This window comes from Pseudomonas fluorescens, from assembly GCF_041354075.1.
GTDB classification, from domain to species: Bacteria; Pseudomonadota; Gammaproteobacteria; order Pseudomonadales; family Pseudomonadaceae; genus Aquipseudomonas; species Aquipseudomonas fluorescens_CE.
On record NZ_JARZGC010000004.1, the window covers coordinates 136,270 to 162,771 of the forward strand.

Here is a 26,502-nt window from a genome sequence, read left to right on the forward strand (position 1 = left end):
TTTGTCCCTGCCCTGGACCTGCACCTGTACCTGTACCTGTACCTGTACCTGTAGGAGCGGGCTTGCCAGCGATGGTCGTTAACGATGACGCTGGCTGCCTGGATGCCTGCGTTGCCTGGACGTTTTTCGCGAGCATGCTCGCTCCTAAAAGGGTCGCGGTCAGGCTTGTTTGATAACGCACACAAAAAAGCCCCGGTCTCTCGACCGGGGCATTTCTTCAAACGTTGCTATCTGAACAACAGCGTCAAGCCTTAGTGCGACACCGCCCCACTTGCGCCCAGACCGGTCTGCGAGCGGACGAATTGCGGGAAGAACAGCGCCCGCTCGTTGTCGGCTGCAGTCGATTTGTCGGTGATCGAGAAGAACCAGATCCCCACGAAGGCAATGATCATCGAGAACAGCGCCGGGTACTCATACGGGAAGATAGCCTTCTCGTGATGCAGGATCTGCACCCAGATGGTCGGGCCGAGGATCATCAGGCCAACGGCACTGACCAGTCCCAGCCAACCGCCAATCATCGCACCGCGGGTGGTCAGCTTCTTCCAGTACATGGAAAGCAGCAGGACCGGGAAGTTGCAACTTGCCGCGATGGAGAACGCCAGGCCCACCATGAACGCGATGTTCTGGCTTTCGAACAGGATGCCCAGACCGATCGCCAGCACCGCCAGGGTGATGGTGGTGATTTTCGAGACGCGGATTTCATCCTTCTCGTTGGCCTTGCCTTTCTTGATCACGCTGGCATACAGGTCGTGAGACACCGCCGACGCACCGGCCAGGGTCAGACCGGCAACCACTGCCAGAATGGTCGCGAACGCTACCGCCGAGATGAAGCCCAGGAAGATACTGCCGCCCACGGCGTTAGCCAGGTGCACCGCCGCCATGTTGTTGCCGCCCAACAGTGCGCCAGCCGCATCCTTGAACGCCGGGTTGGTGCTGACCAGCAGGATCGCGCCGAAACCGATGATGAAGGTCAGGATATAGAAGTAACCAATGAAGCCGGTTGCGTACAGCACGCTCTTGCGTGCTTCCTTGGCATCGCTCACGGTGAAGAAGCGCATCAGGATGTGCGGCAGGCCCGCAGTACCGAACATCAGGGCCAGGCCCAGGGAGAACGCGGAGATCGGATCTTTCACCAGACCGCCCGGGCTCATGATCGCCTCACCTTTAGGGTGAACCTTGATCGCCTCGGAGAACAGCGTGCTGAAGTCGAAGTTCACGTGCTTCATGACCATCAGCGCCATGAAGGACGCGCCGGACAGCAACAGCACCGCCTTGATGATCTGTACCCAGGTGGTGGCCAGCATGCCGCCGAACAGCACGTAGGCGCACATCAGGATGCCGACCAGGATCACCGCGACATGGTAATCGAGACCGAACAGCAGCTGGATCAGCTTGCCGGCACCGACCATTTGCGCGATCAGGTAGAAAGCCACCACCACCAACGAACCGCAGGCGGACAGCGAGCGGATCTGGGTCTGGCCCAGGCGATAGGACGCCACGTCGGCAAAGGTGTATTTGCCCAGGTTGCGCAGGCGCTCGGCGATCAGGAACAGAATGATCGGCCAGCCCACCAGGAAGCCGATCGAATAGATCAGGCCGTCGTAGCCGGAGGTGAACACCAGCGCGGAAATACCCAGGAAGGACGCCGCAGACATGTAGTCACCGGCGATTGCCAGACCGTTCTGGAAACCGGTGATCTTGCCACCCGCCGCATAGTAGTCGGCGGCGGAGTTGTTTTTCTTGGACGCCCAGTACGTGATGTACAAGGTGGCGCCGACGAAGGCCACAAACATCAGGATCGCGGCGACGTTCAGCGGTTGTTTCTGCACGGCACCGGTCAGGGCGTCAGCCGCCCAGGCCCCCGGTGCGAAGGCTGCAACGCTCAAAAGAGCCATCAGACGCCGGATCATTGCTGAGCCTCCTTGAGAATCGCATTGTTCAGATCGTCGAATTCGCCATTGGCGCGTCGCACGTAAATGCCGGTCAGGACAAAGGCCGAGAGAATCAGCCCGACACCGATCGGTATACCCCAGGTGACGGATGACTCGGGACTGATTTTCGCGCCCAGCACATGCGGCCCGTAGGCGATCAGAAGAATGAATCCGGAGTAAAGCCCAAGCATGATCGCCGATAGAATCCAGGCGAACCTTTCTCGCTTGCTAACCAGCTCCTTGAAGCGCGGGCTGTTTTGAATCGAGAGGTAAATGCTGTCGTTCATTGTTTTTATCCTCGCAGCACAGATTATTGTTGGAACGGTATCCACTTTATTCGGCTGCGAGCCGGGTTCCAGACGACCTTAGTCTTAGAACGCCATGACAGAATCGCCATTCTTGAGCACGCTGAAATAAATGTGGGAGCGGGCTTGCTCGCGAAGGCGTCAGATCAGTTGACTAAGAGGTCGACTGAAAGAATGCCTTCGCGAGCAAGCCCGCTCCCACAGGGTCATGCGCCTACTGCGTATTACTTGGTCCAGTCAGCCACGCGATCCGGGTGCTTGGCGACCCAGTCCTTCGCGGCGGCGTCAGGCTTGGCGCCTTCCTGGATGGCCAGCATGACTTCACCGATCTCATCCTTGGAAGCCCACTGGAAGTTCTTCAGGAACTTGACCACTTCAGGTGCCTTGGCTTCCAGCTCCTTGCTGCCGATGCTGTTCACGGTTTCAGCCGCGCCGTACACGCCTTTCGGGTCTTCCAGGAAGCGCAGTTTCCATTTGGCGAACATCCAGTGCGGCACCCAACCGGTGACGGCAATGGATTCGTTTTTCTTCTCGGCACGGGTCAGTTCGGCAATCATGCCGGCGCCGGAGCTGGCCTTGAGTTGATAACCGGTCAGGTCGTAATCCTTGATGGCCTGCTCGGTCTTGAGCATCACGCCTGAACCGGCGTCGATGCCGACGATGCGTTTCTTGAAGCTGTCATCGGTCTTCAGGTCTTCCAGCGACTTGGCCTTGACGTATTCCGGCACGATCAGGCCGATTTTCGCGTCCTTGAAGTTCGGACCGTAGTCGACGACCTGGTCCTTGTTCTTGGCCCAGTAATCACCATGGGTCACCGGCAGCCAGGCCGACAGCATGGCGTCCAGTTTGCCGGTGGCGACGCCCTGCCACATGATCCCGGTCGCCACGGCTTGAAGTTTCACGTCGTAGCCGAGCTTCTGCTTGATCACCTCGGCCGCCACGTGAGTGGTCGCGACGCTGTCGGACCAGCCGTCAACGTAACCGATGCTCAGGGTCTTGGTTTCTGCGCTGGCGAATGTCGAGCTCATCGCAAATGCCAGAACGGCACCTGCGCCTAAAAGTCGTCGCATCTTCATCGTTACTTCCCCGAAATGCTGCGCTCGACGGGTGCCGAGCCGCGTCAACGTATTGTTATGGTGCACAGCGCCCCCATCACGCCTCACCGCAAACTCGCTCGATCATCAGCGGAGTACTGACGCCTTGATAATCAACCTGACGCCAACCTGAACCTGTGCTGCCAGCGACCTCAAGGCACCGAGAAACGACATCAGAACGCCATTAACTCCGCGCCATATAAATGCACCGGGCAATCCGCCCGAACTTTGCATGTCAAAATCATGCAGACCACCAAGCCTGAGACAAATGCAGGTAACATGCGCCGCTTTGCTCCCACACGGCCTGACCATGTCCGCGACCTCACGCTTTCCTTTTGCTGCCTATGTATTCGCCTGCCTGCTGGGCCTGTTCGGCCTGGGAGGATTCTGGTATGGGCTTGGCCAGCCAGTGGTCCTGCCGGACGTGGCCAGCGCGACGCACAAGTTGCAATGCGCTTCCTACACCCCTTTCGACAAGGACCAGTCGCCGTTTGACCAGCCTTTCAAGTTGCGCCCCGAGCGCATGGACGCCGACCTGGCCCTGCTGTCGACCCGCTTCGAGTGTATCCGCACCTACTCCATGACCGGCCTCGAGGCGCTGCCGGATCTGGCGCGCAAACATGGCCTGAAACTGATGATCGGTGCCTGGATCAACAGCAACCCGGTGGACACCGCCAAGGAAGTCGACCTGCTGATCGCCTCGGCCAACGCCAACCCGGACGTCGTGACCGCTGTGATCGTCGGCAACGAAACCCTGCTGCGCAAGGAAGTCACTGGCGCGCAACTGGCGCGGTTGATCAACAAGGTCAAAAGCCAGGTCAAGCAGCCGGTGACCTATGCCGACGTCTGGGAGTTCTGGCTCAAGCATCCGGAAATCGCTCCCGCCGTCGATTTCCTGACCATCCATTTACTGCCGTACTGGGAAGACGATCCCTCCAACATCGACGCCGCCTTGCAGCACGTAGCCGAAGTGCGCCAGGTGTTCGGCAACAAATTTGCGCCCAAGGACGTGATGATCGGTGAAACCGGCTGGCCCAGCGAAGGCCGCCAGCGCGAAACGGCGCTGCCAAGTCGGGTCAACGAAGCCAAGTTCATTCGCGGTTTTGTCGCCATGGCCGAACAGCAGGGCTGGCACTACAACCTGATCGAAGCCTTCGACCAGCCGTGGAAGCGCGCCAGCGAAGGAGCCGTCGGCGGCTATTGGGGCCTGTTCGATGCCGATCGCGAGGACAAGGGCGTGCTGGCCGGTCCGGTGACGAACGTGCCGTACTGGTCGCAATGGTTGATGGTGGGCGGTTTGATTTTCATCGGTACGCTGATCCTTGGCGGACGCGTGCGCGACACCCGTGCAGCCTTGGTGCTGCCACTGCTGGGGGCTCTCGCGGCCTGCGCGCTCGGCGCCTGGGGCGATCTGGCTCGGGTGACGACGAGGTTTGCCAGTGAATGGCTGTGGGTCGGGTTGCTGACCGTGCTGAACTTGGTGGCGCTGGCCCACGCAGCGCTGACGTTGAGCCTTCGCACCGGCTGGCGCGGCCGCGCGTTCAATGTGCTCGAACGTCGTTCAGGCGCATTACTGGCGCTGATCGGATTTGCAGCCGCAGTCTCGATGCTGGAACTGGTGTTCGATCCGCGCTACCGCAGCTTTCCCAGCGTGGCGTTCATCGTCCCGGCGCTGATCTACCTGGTCCGCCCGGTGAGCGTGCCGCGCCGGGAAATTGCCCTGCTGACCTTCATCATCGGTGCCGGCATCGCGCCGCAACTCTTCCGTGAAGGATTGGAGAATCAGCAGGCCTGGGGCTGGGCGCTGGTGAGTGGGTTGATGGTCGTGGCGTTGTGGCGCAGTTTGCGGGTTCGCAAGGCTTAAAATTTCGGTGACCCCGCTGGCCTCTTCGCGAGCAAGCCCGCTCCCACTCTGGACTCCAGTGCATGCAATATCCCGGTGGGAGCGGGCTTGCTCGCGAAGAAGGCCTATAAGGCAACGCGAGATTCGCGTACCAACCGCAAGCCCGCAATCACCACCGCAAACACCGCCAGCGTCGTGTTGTACAACGCCAGTGCCGGCAACCCGAGCACCAGTGCCAGCACTGCCAGCCACCACCCTCCCCGCCCCGGCAGCACGAAGCCGATCAGTGCGGCGGCCAGGGCGCCCCAGCCCAAGACCTTGAAGTGAATCATCAAGCCCAGGCTCGAACGGACCTGGCATTCCCAGCGGCTCGCCTCATCGACGCAGATACCGACCCATTGCGCATCCTCCATGAAGCCGTAACGCGCGCCATAACTGGCGGCCAGCCACAACGGCAGCAAAACGAGCAGAAGAATCACGGGCAGGCGGCGGGACATGAAGCGCTCCAATCATCGAAATCGGCCGCCAGCTTAATCGCCCAACAGCGTTAAGCAAACGCTAACAACAGTTAACTGGTCATCGAATCACTGCAAAGTGTATCGTCCAGCTACTATTACTCCGAAATCTGGCCTGTTGGGTGCCGAGGCATGGCACTTTGGCGCATTTGCCGTGGTCATAGCCTGCGAACTTCATTCGGCACCTTTCCTTAAGGGATTCAGTCATGCTCCGTTCCTTGCGCTTCGCCGCCTTGTTTAGCGGCCTTATATTGAGTGCGTCCGCACTGGCGGCTGATATCGACGCCGCCAGTTATGGCTACCCTTTGACCAACCCGTTTGAAGCCACGATCGCCACGACACCGCCCGACTTGCGTCCGGAGCTGCCGCTGGATGACGACATCAATCAATCGGACCATACCCTCGCGCTACGCCCGGAGCGCGAGTTCCAGTTGCCGGACAACTTCTGGCCGGTGAAAAAACTCACCTACCGCATCGCCACCCAGGACAAGCCCGCACCGCTGATCTTTCTGATCGCCGGCACCGGCGCACGCTACGACAGCACCCTGAACGAGTACCTGAAAAAGCTTTACTACAAGGCCGGCTACCACGTGGTGCAACTGTCGTCGCCGACCAGTTTCGACTTCATCAGCGCCGCATCGCGCTTTGCCACCCCTGGCATCAGCAAAGACGACGCCGAGGACATGTACCGCGTGATGCAGGCGGTGCGGGCGCAAAACCCGAAACTGCCGGTCACCGATTACTACCTGTCGGGCTACAGCCTGGGCGCACTGGATGCCGCGTTCGTCGCCCACCTGGACGAAACCCGCCGCAGCTTCAACTTCAAGAAAGTGCTGTTGCTCAACCCGCCGGTCAATCTCTACACCTCGATCACCAACCTCGACAAGCTGGTCCAGACCGAGGTCAAGGGCATCAACAACACCACCACCTTCTATGAGCTGGTGCTGAACAAACTGACCCGCTACTTCCAGCAGAAAGGCTACATCGACCTCAACGACGCGCTGCTCTACGACTTCCAGCAGTCCAAGCAACACCTGACCAACGAACAGATGGCCATGTTGATCGGCACCTCGTTCCGCTTTTCGGCGGCCGACATTGCCTTCACCTCGGACCTGATCAACCGCCGCGGCCTGATCACGCCGCCCAAGACGCCGATCACCGAAGGCACCAGCCTCACGCCTTACCTCAAGCGCGCGCTGCAATGTGACTTCGACTGCTATATCACCGAACAGGTGATCCCGATGTGGCGCGCCCGCACCGATGGCGGCAGCCTGCTGCAACTGATCGACCAGGTGAGCATGTATGCGCTGGAGGATTACCTGCGCAAGAGCCCGAAAATCGCCGTCATGCACAACGCCGACGACGTGATCCTCGGCCCTGGCGACCTCGGTTTCCTGCGCAGGACCTTTGGCGATCGCCTGACCGTCTACCCACTGGGCGGCCACTGCGGCAACCTTAACTACCGCGTCAACAGCGACGCCATGCTGGAGTTCTTCCGTGGCTAAATACCTCCTGCTTATCGCCGCGCTGCTCTGTGCAACCACCGCCAATGCCGACAACAGCAAAGCCAACGCACCCGTGGTCATCGACAGCGATGGCTTCAAAGAACCGTTGAGCAAGCTCAAGTTCAACCCGGGGCTGGATCAACGCGAATTCGAGCGTTCGACGCTGAGCGCACTGAACGTCTATGACCCGCTGGAAGAGTGGAACCGCCGCGTCTACCACTTCAACTACCGCTTCGACGAATGGGTCTTCCTGCCGGTGGTCGACGGCTATCGCTACATTACCCCGAGCTTCCTGCGCACGGGTGTCAGCAACTTCTTCAACAACCTCGGCGACGTCCCCAACCTGCTCAACAGCCTGTTGCAGTTCAAGGGCCAGCGCTCGATGGAAATCACCGGGCGCCTGCTGCTCAACACCACCATCGGCATCGCCGGCCTGTGGGACCCGGCCACCGCCATGGGTCTGCCGCGCCAGAGCGAGGACTTCGGTCAGACCCTGGGCTTCTACGGCGTCCCCGCCGGCGCGTACTTCGTCCTGCCGATTCTCGGCCCGTCGAACCTGCGGGATACCGGCGGTCTTGTGGTGGATTTCAGCGCCGAGAATGCGATCAACTTCCTCAATGTGGCCGAAGTCAGCTCCAACCACCCGGAAGTGTGGCTGCTGCGCGCCGTCGACAAGCGCTATCAGACCAGCTTCCGTTACGGTCAACTGAACTCGCCGTTCGAGTATGAAAAGGTGCGCTACGTGTACACCGAATCGCGCAAGTTGCAGATTGCCGAGTAACGATCACCCCGATGTTCGGTGGGAGCGAGCAGGCTCGCTCCCACCGTTGAGCCTGCCCGGCCTCAGCCTTTCAGCGCTTTCCAGCTCTTACTGACCGCCATCACCACCCCCAGCACCACCGCCCCCGCCACAATCCCCACCACGCCATTGAGCAACATCGACACGACAAACCCCGCCCCACCGACCCCGGCGCTGACACCCTCGACCCAGTGATGCACCACCGGCACGCCATGGGTCAGAATCCCGCCACCGACCAGAAACATCGCCGCCGTGCCAATCACCGACAGGCTTTTCATCATGTACGGAGCTGCCCGCAGAATTCCGTTGCCGATGCTCTTCGCCATCTGCCCGGACTTTTGCGTGAGCCACAATCCCAGGTCATCGAGCTTGACGATACCGGCCACCAGGCCATAGACGCCGACAGTCATGACAATGGCGATACCGGACAGCACGAGCACCTGCTGGGTCAGCGCAGCGCCTGCCACGGTGCCGAGGGTGATGGCGATGATTTCTGCCGACAGAATGAAGTCGGTGCGGATCGCGCCCTTGATCTTGTCTTTTTCGAAGGCCACCAGGTCCACCGCCGGATCGGCCACGGCCTCGACCCGCTCGGCATGCTCCGCCTGATCTTCGGCCTTGCTGTGGAGGAACTTGTGCGCCAGTTTTTCGAAGCCTTCGAAGCACAGGTAAGCGCCGCCGACCATCAGCAGCGGCGTGACCAGCCACGGAATGAACGCACTGATGGCCAATGCCGACGGCACCAGAATCAGCTTGTTGACGAACGAGCCCTTGGCCACCGCCCAGACCACGGGAATCTCCCGCTCGGCACGCACACCGCTGACCTGCTGGGCATTGAGCGCCAGATCATCGCCCAGCACGCCGGCGGTTTTTTTCGCGGCCATCTTGGTCATCAACGCGACGTCGTCCAGTACGGCGGCAATGTCGTCGATCAGCAACAGCAAGCTGCTTCCTGCCATGTATCGCCCTTCCTTCATTTGATCAATGCCCTGCAGCATAGCGTGGCCGAGCGCCGCACGGCGTATTCTTGAGCGGCGCCAAAGGCCGGTGCTACCATGCGCAACCGCCAGAACAGGCAAGGAACCCCCTGGTTTATGAGCACGATCCGCGATCGCAACAAACAACTGATACTGCGTGCCGCCAGCGAGGAATTTGCCGACAAGGGCTTCGCTGCGACCAAAACCAGCGACATCGCGGCCAAGGCGGGATTGCCCAAACCCAACGTCTACTACTACTTCAAGACCAAGGAAAACCTCTACCGCGAGGTTCTGGAAAGCATCATCGAGCCGATCCTGCAGGCCTCGACCCCCTTCAATCCGGAAGGCAAACCCAGTGACGTGTTGAGCGGCTACATCCGTTCGAAAATCCGCATCTCCCGCGACCTGCCCTTCGCCTCCAAAGTATTCGCCAGCGAAATCATGCACGGGGCCCCGCACCTGAGCGCCGACCTGGTGGAACAACTCAACAGCCAGGCCAGGCACAACATCGCCTGCATCCAGACCTGGATCGACCGCGGCCAGATCGCCCCCCTCGACCCCCACCACCTGATGTTCAGCATCTGGGCTGCGACCCAGACCTATGCCGACTTCGACTGGCAGATCACGGCGGTCACCGGCAAGGAAAAGCTGGACGAAGACGATTATGAAGCAGCGGCGCAGACGATTATCCGTTTGGTGCTCAAGGGGTGTGAGCCAGACTGAAGGACCGAGTTGCCTTCATTCGCGAGCAAGCCCGCTCCCACATTTTGAAACGCGGCCTCCTGTGGGAGCGGGCTTGCTCGCGAATGGGGCAACTCGGTATCCGATCAAACCCAGATCGCATCCCACAATGGATAGTCGCCAAGCTTTTCCACCGACCCCGCCCTCAATGGGTTAGCCACCACATACCTGGCAAGCTTCACCAGATCTTCTTCCTTGCGGAGTGCATGATCATGAAAGCCCTGCTGCCAAAGACTCCCCGATCTGCCAGTGACTGAATTGACCGCTCGGGCGCTTAAAGATTTGGCCTGACACATCAGTTGGCCCAGCGAGCCTTTGTTCAACTGAACCAACCAATGGAAATGGTCTGGCATGACCACCCAAGCCAGCGAGTCGGCGAAGCCGTCATCCTGTGCCTGTCTGAATTGATGAACCACCAATCTGCCAAGGCAATAGTCCCTGAAAACGGGCTCTCGTCTCAGGGTGTTGGCAGTCAGCAGATAAATTCTATTCTGCTCGGCATAGCGACCGATGCGCAGGCGATGTGAAGCTGATAGTTCAGGCATTCCCTTGCCCCTCTCCTATTGAAGTCATAAGAAGGCTAGGTCAGTGCCTGTGCATGATGCGCACGGGCTTTTAGCTGGATGTGTCTGCAAGATTGCTTTCGCGAGCAAACCCGCTCCCATAGTTGATTTGCGGTGCTCAGACATTTTGTGTCTGACACAGAACCTCTGTGGGAGCGGGCTTGCTCGCGAAAGCGGCCGCTCAATCAGCGAAGAATCAAGCCACCACCCCCGCATCCGCCCTCAACCCCACCCCCTCGATCGCATTGATCGCACACTGCTCATCCACATCCGACAGATCCCCGCTGATCCCCACCGCTCCCAGCACATTCCCTTCCTGATCCCGGACGAGCACACCGCCCGGGGCCGGGACGACGCTGCCCTGACCGAGGCTGTTCAGGGCAGCGATGAAGGCCGGGCGTTGCTGGGCGTCCAATGCCAGCAGGCGCGAGCCCTTGCCCAGGGCGATGGCGCCCCAGGCCTTGCCGATGGCGACATGCGGGCGCAGCAGGCTTGCACCGTCTTCGCGTTGCAAGGTGATCAGATGCCCACCTGCGTCCAGAACCGCAACGGTCAGCGGCGCGGCGCCAATTGCCCGCCCTGCGTTGATGGCTTCGTCAGCCAGTTTGACTGCGACTTTCAAGGTTAAAGCGCTCATGGTGCTGTCCTCATTTTGTTTTAGGGAAAGCGTTTGAGCTGCGAATTTCGCCGCAGCCACACGCAACAAATAGAACACAAGAGGCAATCGTTTTGTATACAATAATTCCTGATTAACGCTCATCGAGACGAAAAGCCGCAGCACAACGGCCTTCCGACGAATGAACCAGCTGCTTGAGAAAATGGGTTGACCGGCGCGGCCCGCCATGAATAAACTCAGCGCAAAGCCACTTGTATACAATTATAAAACGTAAAGAGGCACAAAACCATGAGCAAAATGAGAGCAATCGAAGCCGCCGTTCTGGTGATGCGCCGTGAAGGGGTTGAAACCGCCTTTGGCATTCCCGGCGCTGCGATCAACCCGCTGTACTCCGCCTTGCAAAAGGTCGGCGGCATCGATCACGTCCTCGCTCGCCACGTTGAAGGCGCCTCGCACATGGCCGAGGGCTACACCCGCACCAAGGCCGGCAATATCGGCGTGTGCATCGGCACTTCCGGCCCGGCCGGCACCGACATGGTCACCGGGCTCTACAGTGCCTCGGCCGACTCGATTCCCATCCTTTGCATCACCGGCCAGGCTCCCCGCGCCCGGATGCACAAGGAAGACTTCCAGGCCGTCGACATCACCAGCATCGTCAAGCCGGTGACCAAGTGGGCAACCACCGTCCTGGAACCGGGCCAGGTGCCCTATGCGTTCCAGAAGGCGTTCTACGAAATGCGCTCCGGCCGTCCAGGCCCGGTGCTGATCGACCTGCCGTTCGACGTGCAGATGGCGGAAATCGAATTCGACATCGACGCCTATCAGCCGCTGCCATTGGCCAAGCCGAGCGCCACCCGCGTTCAGGTCGAGAAGGCCCTGGCCTTGCTCGATCAGGCCGAACGCCCATTGCTGGTGGCCGGTGGCGGCATCATCAACGCAGACGCCAGCGACCTGCTGGTAGAGTTCGCCGAATTGACCGGCATCCCGGTCATCCCGACCCTGATGGGCTGGGGCACGATCCCGGACGACCACCCCTTGATGGTCGGCATGGTCGGTTTGCAGACCTCACACCGTTACGGCAACGCGACGATGCTCAAGTCCGACGTGGTGCTGGGCATCGGCAACCGCTGGGCCAACCGTCACACCGGCTCGGTGGATGTCTACACCGAAGGCCGCAAGTTCATTCACGTCGACATCGAGGGCACGCAGATCGGCCGGGTGTTCACCCCTGACCTGGGCATCGTCTCCGACGCTGCGGCGGCGCTGACGGTGTTCATCGAAGTGGCCCGCGAATGGCAAGCCGCCGGCAAGCTGAAGAATCGCAGCGCCTGGCTGCAGGACTGCCAGCAGCGCAAGGCCAGCCTGCACCGCAAGACCCACTTCGACAACGTGCCGGTCAAGCCGCAACGTGTCTATGAGGAGATGAACCAGGTGTTCGGCAAGGACACCTGCTACGTCAGCACCATCGGCCTGTCGCAGATTGCCGGCGCGCAATTCCTGCACGTCTACAAGCCGCGTCACTGGATCAACTGCGGCCAGGCGGGCCCGCTGGGCTGGACCATTCCGGCGGCACTGGGCGTGGTCAAGGCAGACCCGAGCCGCAAGGTCGTTGCGCTGTCCGGCGACTACGACTTCCAGTTCATGATCGAAGAGCTGGCCGTCGGCGCACAATTCAAGCTGCCGTACATCCACGTCGTGGTCAACAACTCGTACCTGGGGCTGATCCGTCAGGCACAGCGCGGGTTCGATATGGACTATTGCGTGCAGCTGTCCTTCGATAACCTGAACGCGCCGGAACTCAACGGTTACGGTGTCGACCATATCGCGGTGGCCGAAGGCCTGGGCTGCAAGGCGCTGCGCGTGTTCGAACCGGCTGACATCGCCCCTGCCCTGCGCAAGGCCGAGGCGCTGATCGAAGAGTTCAAGGTGCCGGTGATCGTCGAGATTATCCTGGAGCGCGTGACCAACATTTCCATGGGCACCGAGATCAACGCGGTCAACGAGTTCGAAGACCTGGCACTGGTCGGCAACGACGCGCCGACGGCGATTTCGCTGCTTGATTAACGACTGAATGCTCTCCCTGTGGGAGCGGGCTTGCCCGCGATGACGGTGGATCGGTCACATTGATACTGGATGTGACGCCGCCTTCGCGGGCAAGCCCGCTCCCACAGGGACCTCACTGATACACGGAGACCACCATGCCGCGTTTCGCAGCCAACCTGTCCATGCTGTTCACCGAGCAGGATTTTCTCGCCCGTTTCGAAGCCGCCGCCAAGGCCGGCTTCAGTGGTGTCGAGTACCTGTTCCCTTACGACTTCAGCTCCGCCGAGATCAAGGCCAGGCTCGATGCCAATGGCCTGACCCAGGTGCTGTTCAACCTGCCGGCCGGTGACTGGGCCAAAGGCGAGCGCGGTATCGCTTGCCTGCCGGATCGGGTCGAAGAGTTCCGCAATGGCGTCGACCTGGCCATCGCCTACGCACAGGTGCTGGGCAATAACCAGGTCAACTGCCTGGCCGGCATTCGCCCCCAGGGCGTCGATGACGCCACCGTGGAAAAGACCTTCGTCGCCAACCTCAAGTATGCGGCCGACAAACTGCAGGCAGCGGGTATCAAATTGGTGATGGAAGCGATCAACACCCGCGACATCCCGGGCTTCTACCTGAACAACACGGCCCAGGCCCTGTCGATTCGCGAGCAGGTCGGCAGCGCCAACCTGTTCCTGCAATACGACATCTACCACATGCAGATCATGGAGGGCGACCTGGCCCGCACCATGGCCGCGCACCTGGGCGAGATCAACCACATCCAGCTGGCCGATAACCCGGGACGCAACGAACCGGGCACGGGTGAAATCAACTACCGCTTCCTGTTCGAACACCTGGATCGCATTGGCTACCAGGGTTGGGTGGGTTGCGAATACAAGCCGCTGACCACCACCGAAGCGGGCCTGGGCTGGTTGAAAACCCACAACGCGATCTGAACGAACAACCCGAAACCCTGTGGGAGCGGGCTTGCCCGCGATGGCGGCAGCACACCTGACAAATACGTCGCCTGACACACCGCCATCGCTGGCAAGCCAGCTCCCACAGTGAACTTGATGCGTCTTCAGGACTGCATTGCAGCATCAGAATAAAAAGAGGAATTTCTCATGGCTAAAATCGGATTCATCGGCACCGGCATCATGGGCCACCCAATGGCGGCGAACCTGCAGAAAGCCGGTCACAGCCTGTTTCTGTCCGCGCACCACGATGCTGCCCCGGCCGATCTGGTCGCCGCGGGTGCCATCGCACTGGCCAACCCGAAGGAAGTCGCGCAGGAAGCCGAATTCATCATCGTCATGGTCCCGGACACCCCACAGGTGGACGAAGTGCTGTTCCGCGCCGACGGTGTAGCTGCCGGCGTCGGCAAGGGCAAGGTGGTGATCGACATGAGCTCGATCTCACCGACCGCGACCAAGGCCTTCGCCGCCAAAATCAACGAAAAAGGCGCGCAGTACCTCGACGCCCCGGTGTCCGGCGGTGAAGTCGGCGCCAAGGCCGCGACCCTGAGCATCATGGTCGGCGGCGAGTCGGATGCCTTCGAACGCGCCCTGCCGCTGTTCCAGGCCATGGGCAAGAACATCACCCTGGTCGGTGGCAATGGCGACGGGCAAACCGCGAAAGTGGCGAACCAGATCATCGTCGCGCTGAACATTCAGGCGGTGGCCGAAGCCTTGTTGTTCGCCTCGAAAAACGGTGCCGACCCGGCGAAGGTGCGTGAAGCGCTGATGGGTGGCTTCGCCTCGTCGAAGATTCTCGAAGTGCATGGCGAGCGCATGATCAAGGGCACCTTCGACCCTGGCTTCCGCATCAGCCTGCACCAGAAGGACCTGAACCTGGCCCTGCAAGGCGCCAAGGAGCTGAACATCAACCTGCCGAACACCGCTAACGCCCAGCAAGTGTTCAGCACCTGCGCCGCCATCGGTGGCAGCAATTGGGACCATTCGGCGCTGATCAAGGGCCTGGAACACATGGCGAACTTTTCGATTCGCGATCGGTAAACGTCCCCCCTTTTGTGGGACCCGCGACTCAGGGAATGCGGTATATCCGTTACACCGAGCTGACTTCATCGCGGGCAAGCCCGCTCCTACAGTGAATGGTGTGGGAGCGAGCCTGCTCGCGATGGGACAACTCGGTCCCACTGACATCTTGAACTGCCATGCCTGCCAATCACTTCAACACCCACTGCCCCGACTGGGCCGAAGCCTTGCTCAATGGGTTCAGTCAGATATTCCTCCAGCGCCATCCGTTCTGCGGCCTTTTGTGCCTGAGCGCGATCCTGTTCACCGCCCCTGCTTTATTGGGCGGCGCCCTGCTCGGAGGCGTGGCTGGCTTGCTCACCGCACAACGACGCAACTACGCCAAGGCTGACCGCCAGGCTGGCTTGTTCAGCTACAACGGCGTGTTGCTCGGCCTGTTGCTGAGCCTGCATTACCCCTGGTCGCCGATGATGCCGCTGCTGATCCTGGCAGCCGGCGGCTTGAGTGCGATGCTGACCCAGCAGTGGCTCAAGCGAATTCGCGTCAATCAAGGCATGCCCCTCTACACCGCGCCGTTCGTGGGGCTTGGCTGGCTGTTGCTGAGTTTTGCCGCGCCTTCAATGACCCCTCCGCTGATCGAGTTGAACACGGCGAATCTGGCTGCCTCCCCGTTCAGGGCGCTCGGTCAGGTGATGTTCCTCGAGCATCCGCTGGCGGGGGCGATGATTGCCGCCGGTTTGCTGATCGCCAATCGCCGGGCCTTCTGTTGGGCGCTGATGGCCTCGATGCTCGGTCTGGCTTCCAACCTGCTGCACCATGAAACCCACACCGCGCTGCTGGGACTGGGCGGCTACAACGCGGTGCTGGCCGCGCTCGCATTCAGCACGCAGCGCCGGCAACCCTGGCTGCCACTGCTGGGCATTGCCCTGGCATTGCTGTTGACCCCTCTGTTCGCTGCCGTTGGCCTGGCGACACTGACCGCCCCGTTCATCCTCGCCTGCTGGCTGATCCGCGCGGGCCTTCGAATGATCGGTACCCATATGCCCGATGGCACACCTTGCGCTCACAGCGACAATCAACCTAGGCTGCGCTGATCTTCGATTCAGGCGTTATCCATGGACAGCAGCAAGAACTGGCGTGAACAGCTCTACATAATGATTTTCCAGACCGACACCCGGGCCGGTCGGCGTTTCGACGGCATTTTGCTGTTGATCATCCTCAGCAGCCTGGTGATTGTGATGCTCGACAGCATCGACACCGTCCACAAGAACTACGCCGATGTGCTGGCGTATATCGAGTGGGGCTTCACGGCGATCTTTCTCGGTGAGTACATCCTGCGTCTGTACTGCTCGCCCAAGCCGATGCGCTACGCCTTCAGCTTCTACGGGCTGGTGGACCTGCTGGCCATCGTGCCAGGCATCCTCGCCCTCTATTACGCCGACGCCCAGTACCTGCTGATCATCCGGATCATCCGGATGCTGCGGATATTCCGCGTGCTCAAGCTCAGCCCGTACCTCAAGCAAGCCAACTACCTGATGGCGGCGCTGCGGGGCAGCAAGCAGAAGATCGTGGTATTCCTGGTCAGCGTCTGCACCCTGGTCACGGTTTTCGGCACCTTGATGTACGTGATCGAAGGCCCGGAGCATGGCTTCACCAGCATTCCGAAGGGTATTTACTGGGCTATCGTGACCCTGACCACCGTGGGCTTCGGCGATATCGTGCCGAAGACCCCATTGGGCCAGGTGATCTCGTCCCTGGTGATGATCACGGGTTACTCGATCATCGCCGTACCGACCGGGATCTTCACCGCCGAACTGGCCAACGCCCTGCGTGGCGAACAACTGCAGCACGATTGCCCGGTTTGCAAGAAAAACAGCCACGAACACGGCGCTGCGTTCTGTTCACGCTGCGGCAACGCGCTGTTCAAGAAACTGGAATAAGCAAAGTGCTTTTTAATCTTTAAGGGCCTATGCCCGCCCGGTTATAGTCGCTGGCAAAATGCCTCACCTTTAATCTCGAACAAGGAATGCGCAGTGAAAAAACTCTTTGGCGCCTCACTTCTGGCCGCAGGCCTGGCCCTGACCAGCGTGGCTCAGGCCGCACCGACCCTGCTCAACGTGTCCTACGACGTGATGCGCGATTTCTACAAGGACTACAACACTGCGTTCCAGAAACACTGGCAAGCCGAACACCAGGAAAACATCACCATCCAGATGTCGTTCGGCGGTTCCAGCAAACAGGCACGTTCGGTCATCGACGGCCTGCCGGCTGACGTCATCACCATGAACATGGCCACCGACATCAACGCCCTGGCGGACAACGGCAAACTGGTTCCGGATAACTGGGTCACGCGCCTGCCGAACAACAGCGCGCCCTTCACCTCGGCCACCGTGTTCATCGTGCGCAAAGGCAACCCGAAAGCCCTCAAAGACTGGCCTGACCTGCTCAAGGACGGCGTGCAAGTGATAGTGCCGAACCCGAAAACCTCGGGTAACGGCCGCTACACCTACCTGTCCGCCTGGGGCTACGTGCTGAAAAACGGCGGCGACGAGAACAAGGCCAAGGCGTTCGTAGGCAAGCTGTTCAAACAGGCGCCGGTGCTCGACACCGGTGGCCGCGCCGCCACCACGACATTCATGACCAACCAGATCGGCGACGTGCTGGTGACCTTCGAGAACGAAGCGGAAATGATTGCCCGCGAGTTCGGTCGCGACCAGTTCGAAGTCATCTACCCGAGCGTGTCCGCCGAAGCCGAGCCACCGGTGTCGGTGGTCGACAAAGTCGTCGAGAAAAAAGGCTCCCGCGCCGCTGCCGAGGAATATTTGAAGTACCTGTGGTCGCCTGAAGGCCAGGAAATTGCCGCCGCCAACTACCTGCGTCCGCGCGACCCGGCGGTACTGGCCAAGTACACCGATCGCTTCCCGAAAGTCGACTTCCTGTCCGTGGAAAAAACCTTCGGCGACTGGCGCACCGTGCAGAAAACCCACTTCAATGACGGCGGGATTTTCGACCAGATCTACACGCAGTAATCTGGAACCATGAAAAAAGGCGACCTTTCAAGGTCGCCTTTTTTTGTCGGTTTATCACCCGACGAGGCTGCCGACGCCCGACCGTCTTACAGTACGGGGTTGATGTAGGGTCCGCCTGTGAACTGGATAAACAACCGACGATACTCTTCATTTTCCGGGTCAATGATCAAGGCCTGACGCAAAAACTCGATGCCCTCCCGGATATTGTCCAACTGGCAGTTGAGGGCAAACGCCAGGTACAGGAAGTGGGCATTGAAGAAGTCGAACGACAAGGCGACCTTGACCATGTGCAGCGCCTTGCCCAGCTCTTGTGCCGTCAGGTGTGCATTGAACACTTCATTGAACTGCTTGATGTCCTTGTAGACCAGAGCGGACAACCCGACCTGCTTCCTGAGCACCACGGTGTGACCGTTCCCGACCTTGGAATCCGTCTCTTCAACGCATTCGATCAGCCAGTGGCCCAACCCGACGGAGTTCATCAGGTTGATCGCTCGGATCATGCTTTGCAGAGAGAACACCAGATAATGACAGCGCCACGTATCGGTGGGTACGGAGTCCATGTCGACACGCTTTTCATAGGTGTCGATCATTTGATCCAGGGAGGTCAACGCACGCGGTCGATCGGTAGGTTCGGCGGTGCGTTTCGGGAAAATGCAGAAGAACACGCCACCGTCCCTTACCACTCGCGACGATTCGACATAGGCCGCGAACAGGTTGGGGACATGCTCGATCACATGGGAGTTGATCAGGTAATCGAAGGTGTCGTCAGCGAAAGGTATCGCCAGGAAGTCGCCCAGCGCGTCGACCCTGGCGGAGGCTACGTTATAGTTCGCTTGCTCTTTCTTGTAATGACCGTAGTCCACCAGGTCCTGCGGATACAGGAAGGACTCGCCATCGGAAGGCCCCAGGTTGATGCAGTCCGGCAGGTAAAAGGCGTTGTGCGCGGCGGCACCGACCTCCAGACCTGAGCCCTGACAATACTTGCTGGCCAAAGCCATGCCCTGCACACTCATATCGACTCCAAATCCCTGGGAGACGGCTCCAGGCAGCATCTGAAAAAAACCGGGAAATCGTATCCACGTTCAAAGGCTATCGGCAAGCGGGAAAAAACATTGAGCACTATCAGCCCGACCCCACTTCCGCCACTTCGATCAGTCGCTTAGGCTGCGCGCCTTTCATTTGCTCAACGAGACACCTCATGACCCCAGCGAACCGGGTGCCCAATAGCGCCGCGACAATGACCCAAGGCATGGTGCTGCTGTTTGCCTTCTGCTGCGGCGCCATCGTCGCCAACATCTACTATGCGCAACCGATCATCGACCTGATCGCGCCGGACGTCGGCCTGAGCAGCACCCTGGCCAGCCTGATCGTGTCGCTGACCCAGATCGGCTATGCGTTGGGCCTGTTTTTCCTGGTGCCGCTGGGCGATCTGCTGGAGAACCGCCGGTTGATGATCATCACCACGGTGGTGGCCATCGCCAGCCTGTTGGGCGCTGCGTTCACCGATCAACCGAACGTGTTCCTGTTGATCTCGTTGCTGGTGGGGTTCAGCTCGGTGTCGGTGCAGATCCTGATTCCGCTGGCAGCGCATCTGGCGCCGGAAGAGACACGCGGCCGGGTCGTCGGCGGCATCATGGGCGGTCTGCTGTTGGGGATTCTGCTGGCGCGACCGGTGTCCAGTGTCGTGGCCGACCATTTTGGCTGGCGCGCGATGTTTGTGATCGCGGCGCTGTTGATGGCGGCGATCAGCATCGTGCTCGCCCTGACCATACCCAAGCGCCAGCCCGATCACAGTGCCTCTTATGGCCAGTTGCTAGGTTCGCTGTGGACACTGCTGCGACAACAGCCGGTCCTGCGCCAGCGGGCGTTTTATCAGGGCTGCATGTTCGCAACGTTCAGCCTGTTCTGGACCGCCGTACCGCTGGAACTGGCACGCAGTCATGGTCTGTCGCAAACCCAGATCGCGATCTTCGCCCTGGTGGGCGCCATCGGTGCCATCGCCGCGCCGATTGCCGGTCGCCTGGCCGACGCCGGGTACACCCGCATCGCTTCGTTGCTCGCCTTGCTGTTCGCCAGCCTGAGCTTCCTGCCCGCCTTCATCCATCCGGTCTACAGCGTCATCGGCCTGGCGGTCACCGGCGTGGTTCTGGATTTCTGCGTGCAGATGAACATGGTCCTGGGCCAGCGCGCGGTCTACGCCCTGGACGCCCAAAGCCGCAGTCGCCTGAACGCGCTGTACATGACCAGCATTTTCATCGGTGGCGCGTTCGGCTCCTCGGTGGCCAGTGCGGTGTACGAGCACGGTGGCTGGTTGTGGATCGTGATCGTGGGCAGCACCTTTCCACTGTTGGCATTGTTGCGTTTTTTGAGTGTTTCACAGAAGGCTTCGTTGGCGTCGGCATAGCGCAGCAAAAGCTCACGAGCAGGTCTGCTGATATCTCTGTTGACTCTGTCGACCTCTTCGCGGGCAAGCCCGCCAGCGCCATCAGCGGCAAACCGGTCTCGCTCCCACTTTCCGGTATTCAACAGGCACAAAAAAGGCGACCCGGAGGTCGCCTTTTCCTATTGCCCGAATTGCCGTCCCAGGCCACCCGGTACGCCGTGGATATCGGTATCTTCCCACGGCCCGCTGGGGCTGATCGAGCGGCTCCAGCCGTTGTTCCAGCGGTAATAGGTGCGCTGGCGATAGAAGGTGTTGGGCTGGTCATCCAGCACATACACGCCCATCTTCTGGTCCCAGTGGCTGTTGCCACCCGGCGGTGGCGCGAAGCTGGCGGAGGTACGTGGCAGCGGTTTGGCCGGTTTGGCGGGCACGCTCGGCTTGCCGGGCGCCGGGCTTGTCGAAGGCGTCGGGCTGGGCTGCGCGGGCGGAATCGGCGGCAGCGGTGTCGGCTCGGGTCGCTGGACCGCACACGCGCTTAACCCCAACACCAGACTGAGGAGAGTGATACGTGCGATAGCGGTCATGGCGGCTTTCCTGTTATTGGTCCGGGCTGTCGATGGTCAGTTTTTGCGCGGCGGTGGTGCTGCTGGCCAGAGGCTGGCTGCGACCGACCCATTCACCGGCAGCCGGTTGACCGGCGCGGGAGATGCGCGCAACCAGTTGGACTTCAGGGAAGTTGGACAGTTTCAACTGCGGCATCATTGCATCGGCATCGCCCAGCTCCACCGTCGCCGGCAAATCGGCCACGGTCAGGCGTTTGGCGGCCAGCGGTGCCGGGGGGCCGGAAACGGCGCGGGCGAAAATGAACACCGTGTCGCCCGGCTGAACCTTGGCCTTGAGTTCCGGTGCCAGATCGACGCTGACCTTGAGCAGCGCCGCCTTCGTGGCGACGGCAGCCTGGGCGACTTTGCCGCCACTGGCTTCGAGTTTTTCCGTGGCCCGGTCAATGCCGCCCTGCAGCGCAGCGCGGGAATTATCTTCCGGCGGCAATTGCGTCAGCAGGCGCGTCCAATAGTCGATGGCGTCCTGATAACGCGCACTCTCGAACGCGGCGATGCCCAGCAAGCCGAGGCTGGTCACCTCTTTCGGGTCGGCCTTCAACGCTTCATCGGTCAGGGCCTGGACCTTGTCCGACCATTTTTTGCCATCGGCGAAATACTGAGCCTGGGCCCACTGCCCCAACAGTTCGGGCTGACGTCCAGCCAGATTGACCGTGCGCTCGAAGATCTTCGCCGCGTCGGCAGGACGATCCTGCGCCATGTAGGTCCGCCCGAGGAAATACAGGCCTTCGGCCGAATCCGGTTGAGCGGCGACGGCGCGCTCCAGGCGCAGGGTCATTTCTTCCATCGATTGCGGCGCCTGGGCGAACTCACGGGTCAGTTCGACCTTGTCGCTGGCACCGAAATGCAGGTAAAGCCCCAGACCCAGCAGTGGCACGAGGACGGCAGCCAGCAGCGGTAACGTCTTGCCCAGGCGCGACACCCGCGACGCATCGGCGCCTTCGGTGTCGGCCAGCAGCTCACGCGCTGCTTCGGCACGGCCGCTGTCCATTTGCGCGTTATCGAGAACACCCTCCTGCTGCTGGGTCTGCAACTCGGCCACGCGCTCCTGATACAGCGCAACGTTCAGGGCAGTACGATCCTCTTCAAGCTGGGCCCGACGGCCGCGCAGAACGGGGATCAGCAGAAAACTCAGGGCAACCAGTAGCAGCAGACCTGCAGCGAGCCAGAAATCAATCATTCTTGGTTTTTATCCAACAGTTGGTCGAGGCGCTCACGCTCTTCAGAGGAAAGCTCGGTCCGGTTCTCGGCACGTTGTTGCACGCGCCGGCGGCGGACGATCACGGCGATGACCACCACGCCGCCCAGCAACAGGCCGGCCGGGCCAAACCAGAGCAACGCGGTCTTGGCCGTCAGGGCCGGTTTGTAACGGACGAAATCACCGTAGCGATCGACCATGAAGTCGATGATCTGCTGGTTGTCCTTGCCCTCGCCCAGCATGCGGAAGATTTCCTTGCGCAGGTCGGCGGCGATCGGTGCGTTGGAATCGGCGATGTCCTGATTCTGGCACTTGGGGCAACGCAGCTCTTTGGTCAGCTCGCGAAAACGCTCGCGATCGGCTTCCCTGGCGAACTCGTAGGTGTCGATGGCGGCGTGGGCCACGCCCGCGATGCTCAAGCCCAGAATGGCGGCGGCAATCCAGCGCTTCATGGCTTGGCCTCGTCGACCAGGGCCTGGTACTTGGCCGCCAGTTTTTCGCGCCAGACCTGCTCATCGATCACGCCGACGAACTTGTCGCGAATGATCCCTTTGGCGTCGATGAAGAAGGTTTCCGGCGCGCCGTACACGCCCAGGTTCAGGCCCAGGGTGCCCTCGTCATCGCGGATGTCCAGTTGATACGGGTTGTGGAACTCCGCCAGCCACTTCAAGGCGTCGGCGTTGACGTCCTTGTAGTTGATGCCGTAGATCACCACGCCCTTCTCGGCCAGTTTGTTGAGCACCGGGTGTTCGACCCGGCAGGAAATGCACCAGGTGCCCCACACGTTGACCAGCGCCGGCTTGCCGAGGATGTCGGCCTTGGTCAGGGTCCTGTCGCCCTGCACCGCTGGCAGCGAGAACTCGGGAAACGGCTTGCCGATCATCGCCGAAGGCAACTCGGCCGGGTCCAGGTACAACCCGCGATACAGGAAAACAGCGACCACCAGAAAAATCGCCAGTGGCAACAGCATCAACCAACGTTTCATGCAGTGGCTCCACTCATGCCCAATGCTTCGCGCACGCGGCTTTTTACCTTGACCCTGTAACGCCGATCCAACGCGGCCAGCACGCCCCCCAGGCCGGTGAGCAAACCGCCGAACCAGATCCAGCGCACGAATGGCTTGACGTGGACCCGCACCGCCCAGGCGCCGTCGCCCAGAGGTTCGCCGAGGGCGACGTACAGGTCACGGGTGAACCCGGCGTCGATCCCGGCCTCGGTCATCACCGAGTTCTGCACGGTGTAGAGGCGTTTTTCCGGGTGCAGCACGCTGACTTCCTTGCCGTCGCGGATCACCCGCACGGTGCCCTTGTCGGAGGTGAAGTTCGGGCCTTCGAAGTGTTTGGCGCCTTCGAAGAGGAACTGATAACCCCCCAGCTCCATCGATTCGCCCGGTGCCAGGCGCAGGTCGCGCTCGGCGCTGTTCTGGCTCGACAGCACGACGCCCAGCGCGCACACGGCGATCCCCAGGTGCGCCACCTGCATGCCCCAATAACTGCGGGTCAGGGTCGGCAGACCCTTGATCAGGCCCTTGTGGCGCGTCTTGTCGAAGACGTCGCGTACCCCGGCCAGCAATACCCACGCGGCGAGCATGAAGGTCGCGATCACCGCCCAGTTGAAATCGCCGTAAGCGACGCCCGCCACCACGGCCAGCGTGGCGCTGCCGAGCAACACCGGGGTCAGCATGCCGACCAGCCATTTGACCGGGGTGTCTTTCCAGCGCACCAGCACGCCGACCGCCATCACCACCATCAACACGGCCATCAGGGGAATGAACAGCGCGTTGAAGTAAGGCGGGCCAACGGACAGCTTGGCACCGGTCATCGCATCGAGGATCAACGGGTACAGGGTGCCCAGCAGAATCATCGACGCGGCCACCACCAGCACCAGGTTGTTGCCCAGCAACAGGGTTTCCCGGGACCAGAGGTTGAAGCCGACCTGGCTCTTGACCACCGGTGCGCGCAGGGCGAACAGCGTCAGCGAACCACCGACCACACACAGCAGGAACATCAGGATGAACACGCCGCGCTCAGGGTCGGAGGCAAACGCATGGACCGAGGTCAGTACGCCGGAGCGCACCAGGAACGTACCCAGCAGGCTCAGCGAGAATGCAGCGATGGCCAGCAACACGGTCCAGCTCTTGAACACGCCGCGTTTTTCGGTGACCGCCAGCGAGTGAATCAGCGCGGTGCCCACCAGCCATGGCATGAACGAGGCGTTTTCCACCGGGTCCCAGAACCACCAGCCGCCCCAGCCGAGTTCGTAATAGGCCCACCAGGACCCGAGCGTGATGCCGATGCCGAGAAAGGCCCAGGCGACGATGGTCCACGGACGCGACCAGCGCGCCCAGGCGGCATCGAGACGACCGCCGAGCAAGGCGGCGATGGCAAAGGCAAACGCCACGGAGAACCCGACATAGCCCATGTACAGCATCGGCGGATGCACGATCAGGCCGATGTCCTGCAGCAACGGATTGAGGTCACGGCCGTCGGCAGGGATCTGCGGCAGGATGCGCGAGAACGGGTTGGAAGTCAGGATCAGGAACAGCAGGAACCCGCTGCTGATCATGCCCATCACCGCCAGCACCCGTGCCAGCATCACCTGCGGCAACTGCCGGGAGAAGACCGAGACCGCAAAGGTCCAGCCGCCCAGGATAAATGCCCACAGCAACAACGAACCTTCGTGCGCGCCCCACACGGCGCTGAATTTGTAGTACCACGGCAACGCACTGTTGGAGTTGCTGGCCACGTAGGCGACCGAGAAGTCGTCGACCATGAAGGCGTAGGTCAGGCAGCCGAAGGCAAACGCCAGGAAGGCGAACTGGCCCCAGGCAGCCGGCTGGGCCAGGCTCATCCACAGGCGGTCACCGCGCCAGGCGCCGAGCAACGGCACCACGGCCTGAAACAACGCAAAACACAGGGCCAGGATCATCGCCAGATGCCCCAGCTCCGGGATAAAAAGACCGGAAGTCATCGATCAACCCTCCTTCACGGGCGTGGGCGCAGATTGACCGCTTTCTTTCAAAGCCTTGGTCACTTCGGGCGGCATGTATTTTTCATCGTGCTTGGCGAGCACTTCGTCGGCCACCACCACGCCCTCGGCGTTGAGCTTGCCCAGGGCGACGATGCCCTGCCCTTCGCGAAACAGGTCCGGCAGGATGCCGCGGTAGCTGACGGTCACGGATTTCTTGAAGTCGGTGACCACGAATTTCACGTCCAGCGAATCGCCGGAACGTTGCAGTGATCCTTGCTCGACCATGCCACCGGCACGGATGCGCGTGTCCAGCGGCGCTTCGCCATTGGCAATCTGGGTCGGCGTGTAAAACAGGTTGATGTTCTCTTGCAGGGCACTCAGGGCCAGCCCGACGGCGGCGCCGACACCGACCAGAATCGCGAGAATGATGATAAGACGCTTTTTGCGCAGCGGATTCACTTGCCGTTCTCCCGGCGCAAACGACGCGCCTCTTGTTGCAGATACCGCTTGCGGGCCAGGACCGGCGCCGCCACGTTCAGAACCAGCACCGCCAGGCAGATGCCATAGGCCGACCAGACATACAGGCCATGATGGCCCATGGCGAGAAAATCGCCGAATGAAGCAAAACTCATCGAGCGGCCTCCAGGCTGTTCTGCACTTCCGCCTTGACCCAACTGGCGCGGGCCTCGCGCTTGAGCACTTCAAGGCGCATGCGCAACAACAGCACCGCGCCGAAGAAGCAGTAGAAGCCCAGCACCATCAGCAGCAGTGGCAGCCACATCTCGGCCGGCATTGCCGGCTTTTCCGTGAGGGTGAAGGTCGCGCCCTGGTGCAGGGTGTTCCACCACTCCACCGAGTACTTGATGATCGGGATATTGATCACGCCGACAATCGCCAGCACGGCGCAGGCCTTGGCCGCACTGTCACGATTACTGATGGCGTTGCCCAGTGCAATGAGACCGAAGTACAGGAACAGCAGGATCAGCATCGACGTAAGTCGCGCATCCCAGACCCACCACGAGCCCCAGGTCGGCTTGCCCCAGATCGCGCCGGTGACCAGCGCCACGGCGGTCATCCAGGCACCGATGGGCGCCGCGCATTGCAGGGCGACATCAGCCAGTTTCATTTTCCACACCAGCCCGACGATGCCGCACACCGCGAGCATCACGTAGCAGGACTGGGCCAGCAACGCAGTGGGCACGTGGATATAGATGATGCGAAAGCTGTTGCCTTGCTGGTAGTCCGGTGGCGCGAAGGCCAGGCCCCAGACGGCGCCGACGCCTATCAGCAGCAATGCAGCGACGCTGAGCCAGGGCAACAGCTTGCCGCTGATGCCATAGAACCACTTGGGTGAGCCGAGCTTGTGAAACCAGGTCCAGTTCATTGCTGTTTCC

At 60.9% G+C, this 26,502-nt stretch carries 27 protein-coding genes; 11 read left to right on the forward strand and 16 right to left on the reverse strand.

All coding sequences use genetic code 11. The features are described from left to right. Window positions 1-251: 251 nt before the first annotated feature. From QIW53_RS06680 to QIW53_RS06690, 3 genes are all read right to left on the reverse strand, one after another. A complete protein-coding gene (locus QIW53_RS06680; protein WP_371048850.1) occupies window positions 252-1,910 on the reverse strand; it encodes a cation acetate symporter in 1,659 nt (552 codons plus the stop codon). Further along, window positions 1,907-2,218, reverse strand: coding sequence for a DUF485 domain-containing protein (locus tag QIW53_RS06685; RefSeq protein ID WP_371048851.1), 312 nt, complete (start codon window positions 2,216-2,218; stop codon window positions 1,907-1,909). Before QIW53_RS06685 ends, QIW53_RS06680 begins: the two co-directional genes overlap by 4 nt. A gap of 242 nt (window positions 2,219-2,460) precedes the next feature. Continuing rightward, on the reverse strand, window positions 2,461-3,312 hold the full coding sequence (locus QIW53_RS06690) for a glycine betaine ABC transporter substrate-binding protein (protein ID WP_371048852.1): 852 nt from the start codon (window positions 3,310-3,312) through the stop codon (window positions 2,461-2,463). Between the two features lie 286 nt (window positions 3,313-3,598). Here QIW53_RS06690 and QIW53_RS06695 point away from each other — a divergent pair, with 286 nt between their 5' ends. Then, on the forward strand, window positions 3,599-5,194 hold the full coding sequence (locus QIW53_RS06695) for a glycoside hydrolase family 17 protein (RefSeq protein WP_371048853.1): 1,596 nt from the start codon (window positions 3,599-3,601) through the stop codon (window positions 5,192-5,194). A 104-nt stretch (window positions 5,195-5,298) separates the two neighbouring features. Here QIW53_RS06695 and QIW53_RS06700 read toward each other — a convergent pair whose 3' ends face one another. Next, window positions 5,299-5,670, reverse strand: a complete 372-nt coding sequence (locus tag QIW53_RS06700; RefSeq protein ID WP_371048855.1) for a hypothetical protein — start codon at window positions 5,668-5,670, stop codon at window positions 5,299-5,301. 224 nt (window positions 5,671-5,894) lie between these two features. Here QIW53_RS06700 and QIW53_RS06705 point away from each other — a divergent pair, with 224 nt between their 5' ends. Both QIW53_RS06705 and QIW53_RS06710 read left to right on the forward strand, forming a co-directional pair. Further along, on the forward strand, window positions 5,895-7,193 hold the full coding sequence (locus QIW53_RS06705; protein ID WP_192302080.1) for a serine/threonine protein kinase: 1,299 nt from the start codon (window positions 5,895-5,897) through the stop codon (window positions 7,191-7,193). Beyond that, window positions 7,186-7,974, forward strand: coding sequence for an MlaA family lipoprotein (locus tag QIW53_RS06710; protein ID WP_371048856.1), 789 nt, complete (start codon window positions 7,186-7,188; stop codon window positions 7,972-7,974). Before QIW53_RS06705 ends, QIW53_RS06710 begins: the two co-directional genes overlap by 8 nt. Window positions 7,975-8,036: 62 nt before the next feature. Here QIW53_RS06710 and QIW53_RS06715 read toward each other — a convergent pair whose 3' ends face one another. Next, entirely contained in the window at window positions 8,037-8,951 is a 915-nt protein-coding gene (locus QIW53_RS06715) for a DUF808 domain-containing protein (protein WP_371048857.1), read from the reverse strand. 135 nt (window positions 8,952-9,086) lie between these two features. Here QIW53_RS06715 and QIW53_RS06720 point away from each other — a divergent pair, with 135 nt between their 5' ends. Then, the gene (locus QIW53_RS06720; protein ID WP_371048858.1) at window positions 9,087-9,692 is read left to right on the forward strand and encodes a TetR/AcrR family transcriptional regulator; all 606 of its coding nucleotides are present in this window, start codon (window positions 9,087-9,089) and stop codon (window positions 9,690-9,692) included. A gap of 104 nt (window positions 9,693-9,796) precedes the next feature. Here the strand turns inward: QIW53_RS06720 and QIW53_RS06725 are convergent, their stop codons facing one another. Beyond that, window positions 9,797-10,255 carry an REP-associated tyrosine transposase gene (locus QIW53_RS06725; protein ID WP_371048859.1) on the reverse strand — a complete coding sequence of 153 codons (459 nt, stop codon included), beginning with the start codon at window positions 10,253-10,255 and terminating at the stop codon, window positions 9,797-9,799. A 214-nt stretch (window positions 10,256-10,469) separates the two neighbouring features. Next, a complete protein-coding gene (locus tag QIW53_RS06730; protein WP_371048861.1) occupies window positions 10,470-10,910 on the reverse strand; it encodes a GlcG/HbpS family heme-binding protein in 441 nt (146 codons plus the stop codon). 267 nt (window positions 10,911-11,177) lie between these two features. On the opposite strand from QIW53_RS06730, the gene gcl reads away from it, so the two are divergent. From gcl to QIW53_RS06760, 6 genes are all read left to right on the forward strand, one after another. Then, window positions 11,178-12,953 carry a glyoxylate carboligase gene (gene gcl / locus QIW53_RS06735; protein WP_371048863.1) on the forward strand — a complete coding sequence of 592 codons (1,776 nt, stop codon included), beginning with the start codon at window positions 11,178-11,180 and terminating at the stop codon, window positions 12,951-12,953. Window positions 12,954-13,087: 134 nt separating this feature from the next. Next, on the forward strand, window positions 13,088-13,870 hold the full coding sequence (hyi, locus tag QIW53_RS06740; protein WP_371048864.1) for a hydroxypyruvate isomerase: 783 nt from the start codon (window positions 13,088-13,090) through the stop codon (window positions 13,868-13,870). 168 nt (window positions 13,871-14,038) lie between these two features. Next, a complete protein-coding gene (locus tag QIW53_RS06745; protein WP_371048865.1) occupies window positions 14,039-14,929 on the forward strand; it encodes a 2-hydroxy-3-oxopropionate reductase in 891 nt (296 codons plus the stop codon). Between the two features lie 158 nt (window positions 14,930-15,087). Then, on the forward strand, window positions 15,088-16,002 hold the full coding sequence (locus QIW53_RS06750; protein ID WP_371048866.1) for an urea transporter: 915 nt from the start codon (window positions 15,088-15,090) through the stop codon (window positions 16,000-16,002). 21 nt (window positions 16,003-16,023) lie between these two features. Further along, a complete protein-coding gene (locus QIW53_RS06755; protein WP_371048867.1) occupies window positions 16,024-16,848 on the forward strand; it encodes an ion transporter in 825 nt (274 codons plus the stop codon). A gap of 93 nt (window positions 16,849-16,941) precedes the next feature. Further along, a complete protein-coding gene (locus tag QIW53_RS06760) occupies window positions 16,942-17,937 on the forward strand; it encodes a sulfate ABC transporter substrate-binding protein (RefSeq protein ID WP_371048868.1) in 996 nt (331 codons plus the stop codon). 86 nt (window positions 17,938-18,023) lie between these two features. Here QIW53_RS06760 and QIW53_RS06765 read toward each other — a convergent pair whose 3' ends face one another. Beyond that, a complete protein-coding gene (locus QIW53_RS06765) occupies window positions 18,024-18,950 on the reverse strand; it encodes a methyltransferase domain-containing protein (RefSeq protein ID WP_371048869.1) in 927 nt (308 codons plus the stop codon). A gap of 185 nt (window positions 18,951-19,135) precedes the next feature. Between QIW53_RS06765 and QIW53_RS06770 the strand changes: the two genes are divergently transcribed. Continuing rightward, a complete protein-coding gene (locus QIW53_RS06770; protein WP_371048870.1) occupies window positions 19,136-20,341 on the forward strand; it encodes an MFS transporter in 1,206 nt (401 codons plus the stop codon). A 158-nt stretch (window positions 20,342-20,499) separates the two neighbouring features. On the opposite strand, the gene QIW53_RS06775 is transcribed toward QIW53_RS06770, so the two are convergent. The 8 genes from QIW53_RS06775 to QIW53_RS06810 are packed head-to-tail and all read right to left on the reverse strand — an operon-like array spanning window position 20,500 to window position 26,492. Continuing rightward, the gene (locus QIW53_RS06775) at window positions 20,500-20,904 is read right to left on the reverse strand and encodes a hypothetical protein (RefSeq protein ID WP_371048871.1); all 405 of its coding nucleotides are present in this window, start codon (window positions 20,902-20,904) and stop codon (window positions 20,500-20,502) included. Between the two features lie 13 nt (window positions 20,905-20,917). Then, complete coding sequence (ccmI, locus tag QIW53_RS06780) at window positions 20,918-22,120, reverse strand: c-type cytochrome biogenesis protein CcmI (RefSeq protein WP_371048872.1); 1,203 nt, start codon at window positions 22,118-22,120, stop codon at window positions 20,918-20,920. Then, window positions 22,117-22,590 carry a cytochrome c-type biogenesis protein gene (locus QIW53_RS06785; RefSeq protein ID WP_201189702.1) on the reverse strand — a complete coding sequence of 158 codons (474 nt, stop codon included), beginning with the start codon at window positions 22,588-22,590 and terminating at the stop codon, window positions 22,117-22,119. The genes ccmI and QIW53_RS06785 overlap by 4 nt, the downstream gene beginning before the upstream one ends. Further along, window positions 22,587-23,123, reverse strand: coding sequence for a DsbE family thiol:disulfide interchange protein (locus tag QIW53_RS06790; protein WP_371048873.1), 537 nt, complete (start codon window positions 23,121-23,123; stop codon window positions 22,587-22,589). Before QIW53_RS06790 ends, QIW53_RS06785 begins: the two co-directional genes overlap by 4 nt. Continuing rightward, on the reverse strand, window positions 23,120-25,108 hold the full coding sequence (locus QIW53_RS06795) for a heme lyase CcmF/NrfE family subunit (RefSeq protein ID WP_371048874.1): 1,989 nt from the start codon (window positions 25,106-25,108) through the stop codon (window positions 23,120-23,122). The genes QIW53_RS06790 and QIW53_RS06795 overlap by 4 nt, the downstream gene beginning before the upstream one ends. 3 nt (window positions 25,109-25,111) lie before the next feature. Beyond that, entirely contained in the window at window positions 25,112-25,567 is a 456-nt protein-coding gene (gene ccmE, locus QIW53_RS06800; RefSeq protein ID WP_371048875.1) for a cytochrome c maturation protein CcmE, read from the reverse strand. Further along, on the reverse strand, window positions 25,564-25,740 hold the full coding sequence (ccmD, locus tag QIW53_RS06805; RefSeq protein ID WP_064679077.1) for a heme exporter protein CcmD: 177 nt from the start codon (window positions 25,738-25,740) through the stop codon (window positions 25,564-25,566). Before ccmD ends, ccmE begins: the two co-directional genes overlap by 4 nt. Continuing rightward, window positions 25,737-26,492: a heme ABC transporter permease gene (locus tag QIW53_RS06810; RefSeq protein WP_371048876.1), complete on the reverse strand. Its 756-nt coding sequence runs from the start codon at window positions 26,490-26,492 to the stop codon at window positions 25,737-25,739. The genes ccmD and QIW53_RS06810 overlap by 4 nt, the downstream gene beginning before the upstream one ends. Window positions 26,493-26,502 lie beyond the last annotated feature (10 nt).

Excerpts from the sequence above, each read along its gene's own strand:
- QIW53_RS06680 (WP_371048850.1), bottom strand. The coding sequence starts at position 1,910 with ATGATCCGGCGTCTGATGGCTCTTTTGAGCGTTGCAGCCTTCGCACCG.
- QIW53_RS06685 (WP_371048851.1), bottom strand. The coding sequence starts at position 2,218 with ATGAACGACAGCATTTACCTCTCGATTCAAAACAGCCCGCGCTTCAAG.
- QIW53_RS06690 (WP_371048852.1), bottom strand. The coding sequence starts at position 3,312 with ATGAAGATGCGACGACTTTTAGGCGCAGGTGCCGTTCTGGCATTTGCG.
- QIW53_RS06695 (WP_371048853.1), top strand. The coding sequence starts at position 3,599 with ATGCAGGTAACATGCGCCGCTTTGCTCCCACACGGCCTGACCATGTCC.
- QIW53_RS06700 (WP_371048855.1), bottom strand. The coding sequence starts at position 5,670 with ATGTCCCGCCGCCTGCCCGTGATTCTTCTGCTCGTTTTGCTGCCGTTG.
- QIW53_RS06705 (WP_192302080.1), top strand. The coding sequence starts at position 5,895 with ATGCTCCGTTCCTTGCGCTTCGCCGCCTTGTTTAGCGGCCTTATATTG.
- QIW53_RS06715 (WP_371048857.1), bottom strand. The coding sequence starts at position 8,951 with ATGGCAGGAAGCAGCTTGCTGTTGCTGATCGACGACATTGCCGCCGTA.
- QIW53_RS06720 (WP_371048858.1), top strand. The coding sequence starts at position 9,087 with ATGAGCACGATCCGCGATCGCAACAAACAACTGATACTGCGTGCCGCC.
- QIW53_RS06725 (WP_371048859.1), bottom strand. The coding sequence starts at position 10,255 with ATGCCTGAACTATCAGCTTCACATCGCCTGCGCATCGGTCGCTATGCC.
- QIW53_RS06730 (WP_371048861.1), bottom strand. The coding sequence starts at position 10,910 with ATGAGCGCTTTAACCTTGAAAGTCGCAGTCAAACTGGCTGACGAAGCC.
- gcl (WP_371048863.1), top strand. The coding sequence starts at position 11,178 with ATGAGCAAAATGAGAGCAATCGAAGCCGCCGTTCTGGTGATGCGCCGT.
- hyi (WP_371048864.1), top strand. The coding sequence starts at position 13,088 with ATGCCGCGTTTCGCAGCCAACCTGTCCATGCTGTTCACCGAGCAGGAT.
- QIW53_RS06745 (WP_371048865.1), top strand. The coding sequence starts at position 14,039 with ATGGCTAAAATCGGATTCATCGGCACCGGCATCATGGGCCACCCAATG.
- QIW53_RS06750 (WP_371048866.1), top strand. The coding sequence starts at position 15,088 with ATGCCTGCCAATCACTTCAACACCCACTGCCCCGACTGGGCCGAAGCC.
- QIW53_RS06755 (WP_371048867.1), top strand. The coding sequence starts at position 16,024 with ATGGACAGCAGCAAGAACTGGCGTGAACAGCTCTACATAATGATTTTC.
- QIW53_RS06765 (WP_371048869.1), bottom strand. The coding sequence starts at position 18,950 with ATGAGTGTGCAGGGCATGGCTTTGGCCAGCAAGTATTGTCAGGGCTCA.
- QIW53_RS06770 (WP_371048870.1), top strand. The coding sequence starts at position 19,136 with ATGACCCCAGCGAACCGGGTGCCCAATAGCGCCGCGACAATGACCCAA.
- QIW53_RS06775 (WP_371048871.1), bottom strand. The coding sequence starts at position 20,904 with ATGACCGCTATCGCACGTATCACTCTCCTCAGTCTGGTGTTGGGGTTA.
- ccmI (WP_371048872.1), bottom strand. The coding sequence starts at position 22,120 with ATGATTGATTTCTGGCTCGCTGCAGGTCTGCTGCTACTGGTTGCCCTG.
- QIW53_RS06785 (WP_201189702.1), bottom strand. The coding sequence starts at position 22,590 with ATGAAGCGCTGGATTGCCGCCGCCATTCTGGGCTTGAGCATCGCGGGC.
- QIW53_RS06790 (WP_371048873.1), bottom strand. The coding sequence starts at position 23,123 with ATGAAACGTTGGTTGATGCTGTTGCCACTGGCGATTTTTCTGGTGGTC.
- QIW53_RS06795 (WP_371048874.1), bottom strand. The coding sequence starts at position 25,108 with ATGACTTCCGGTCTTTTTATCCCGGAGCTGGGGCATCTGGCGATGATC.
- ccmD (WP_064679077.1), bottom strand. The coding sequence starts at position 25,740 with ATGAGTTTTGCTTCATTCGGCGATTTTCTCGCCATGGGCCATCATGGC.
- QIW53_RS06810 (WP_371048876.1), bottom strand. The coding sequence starts at position 26,492 with ATGAACTGGACCTGGTTTCACAAGCTCGGCTCACCCAAGTGGTTCTAT.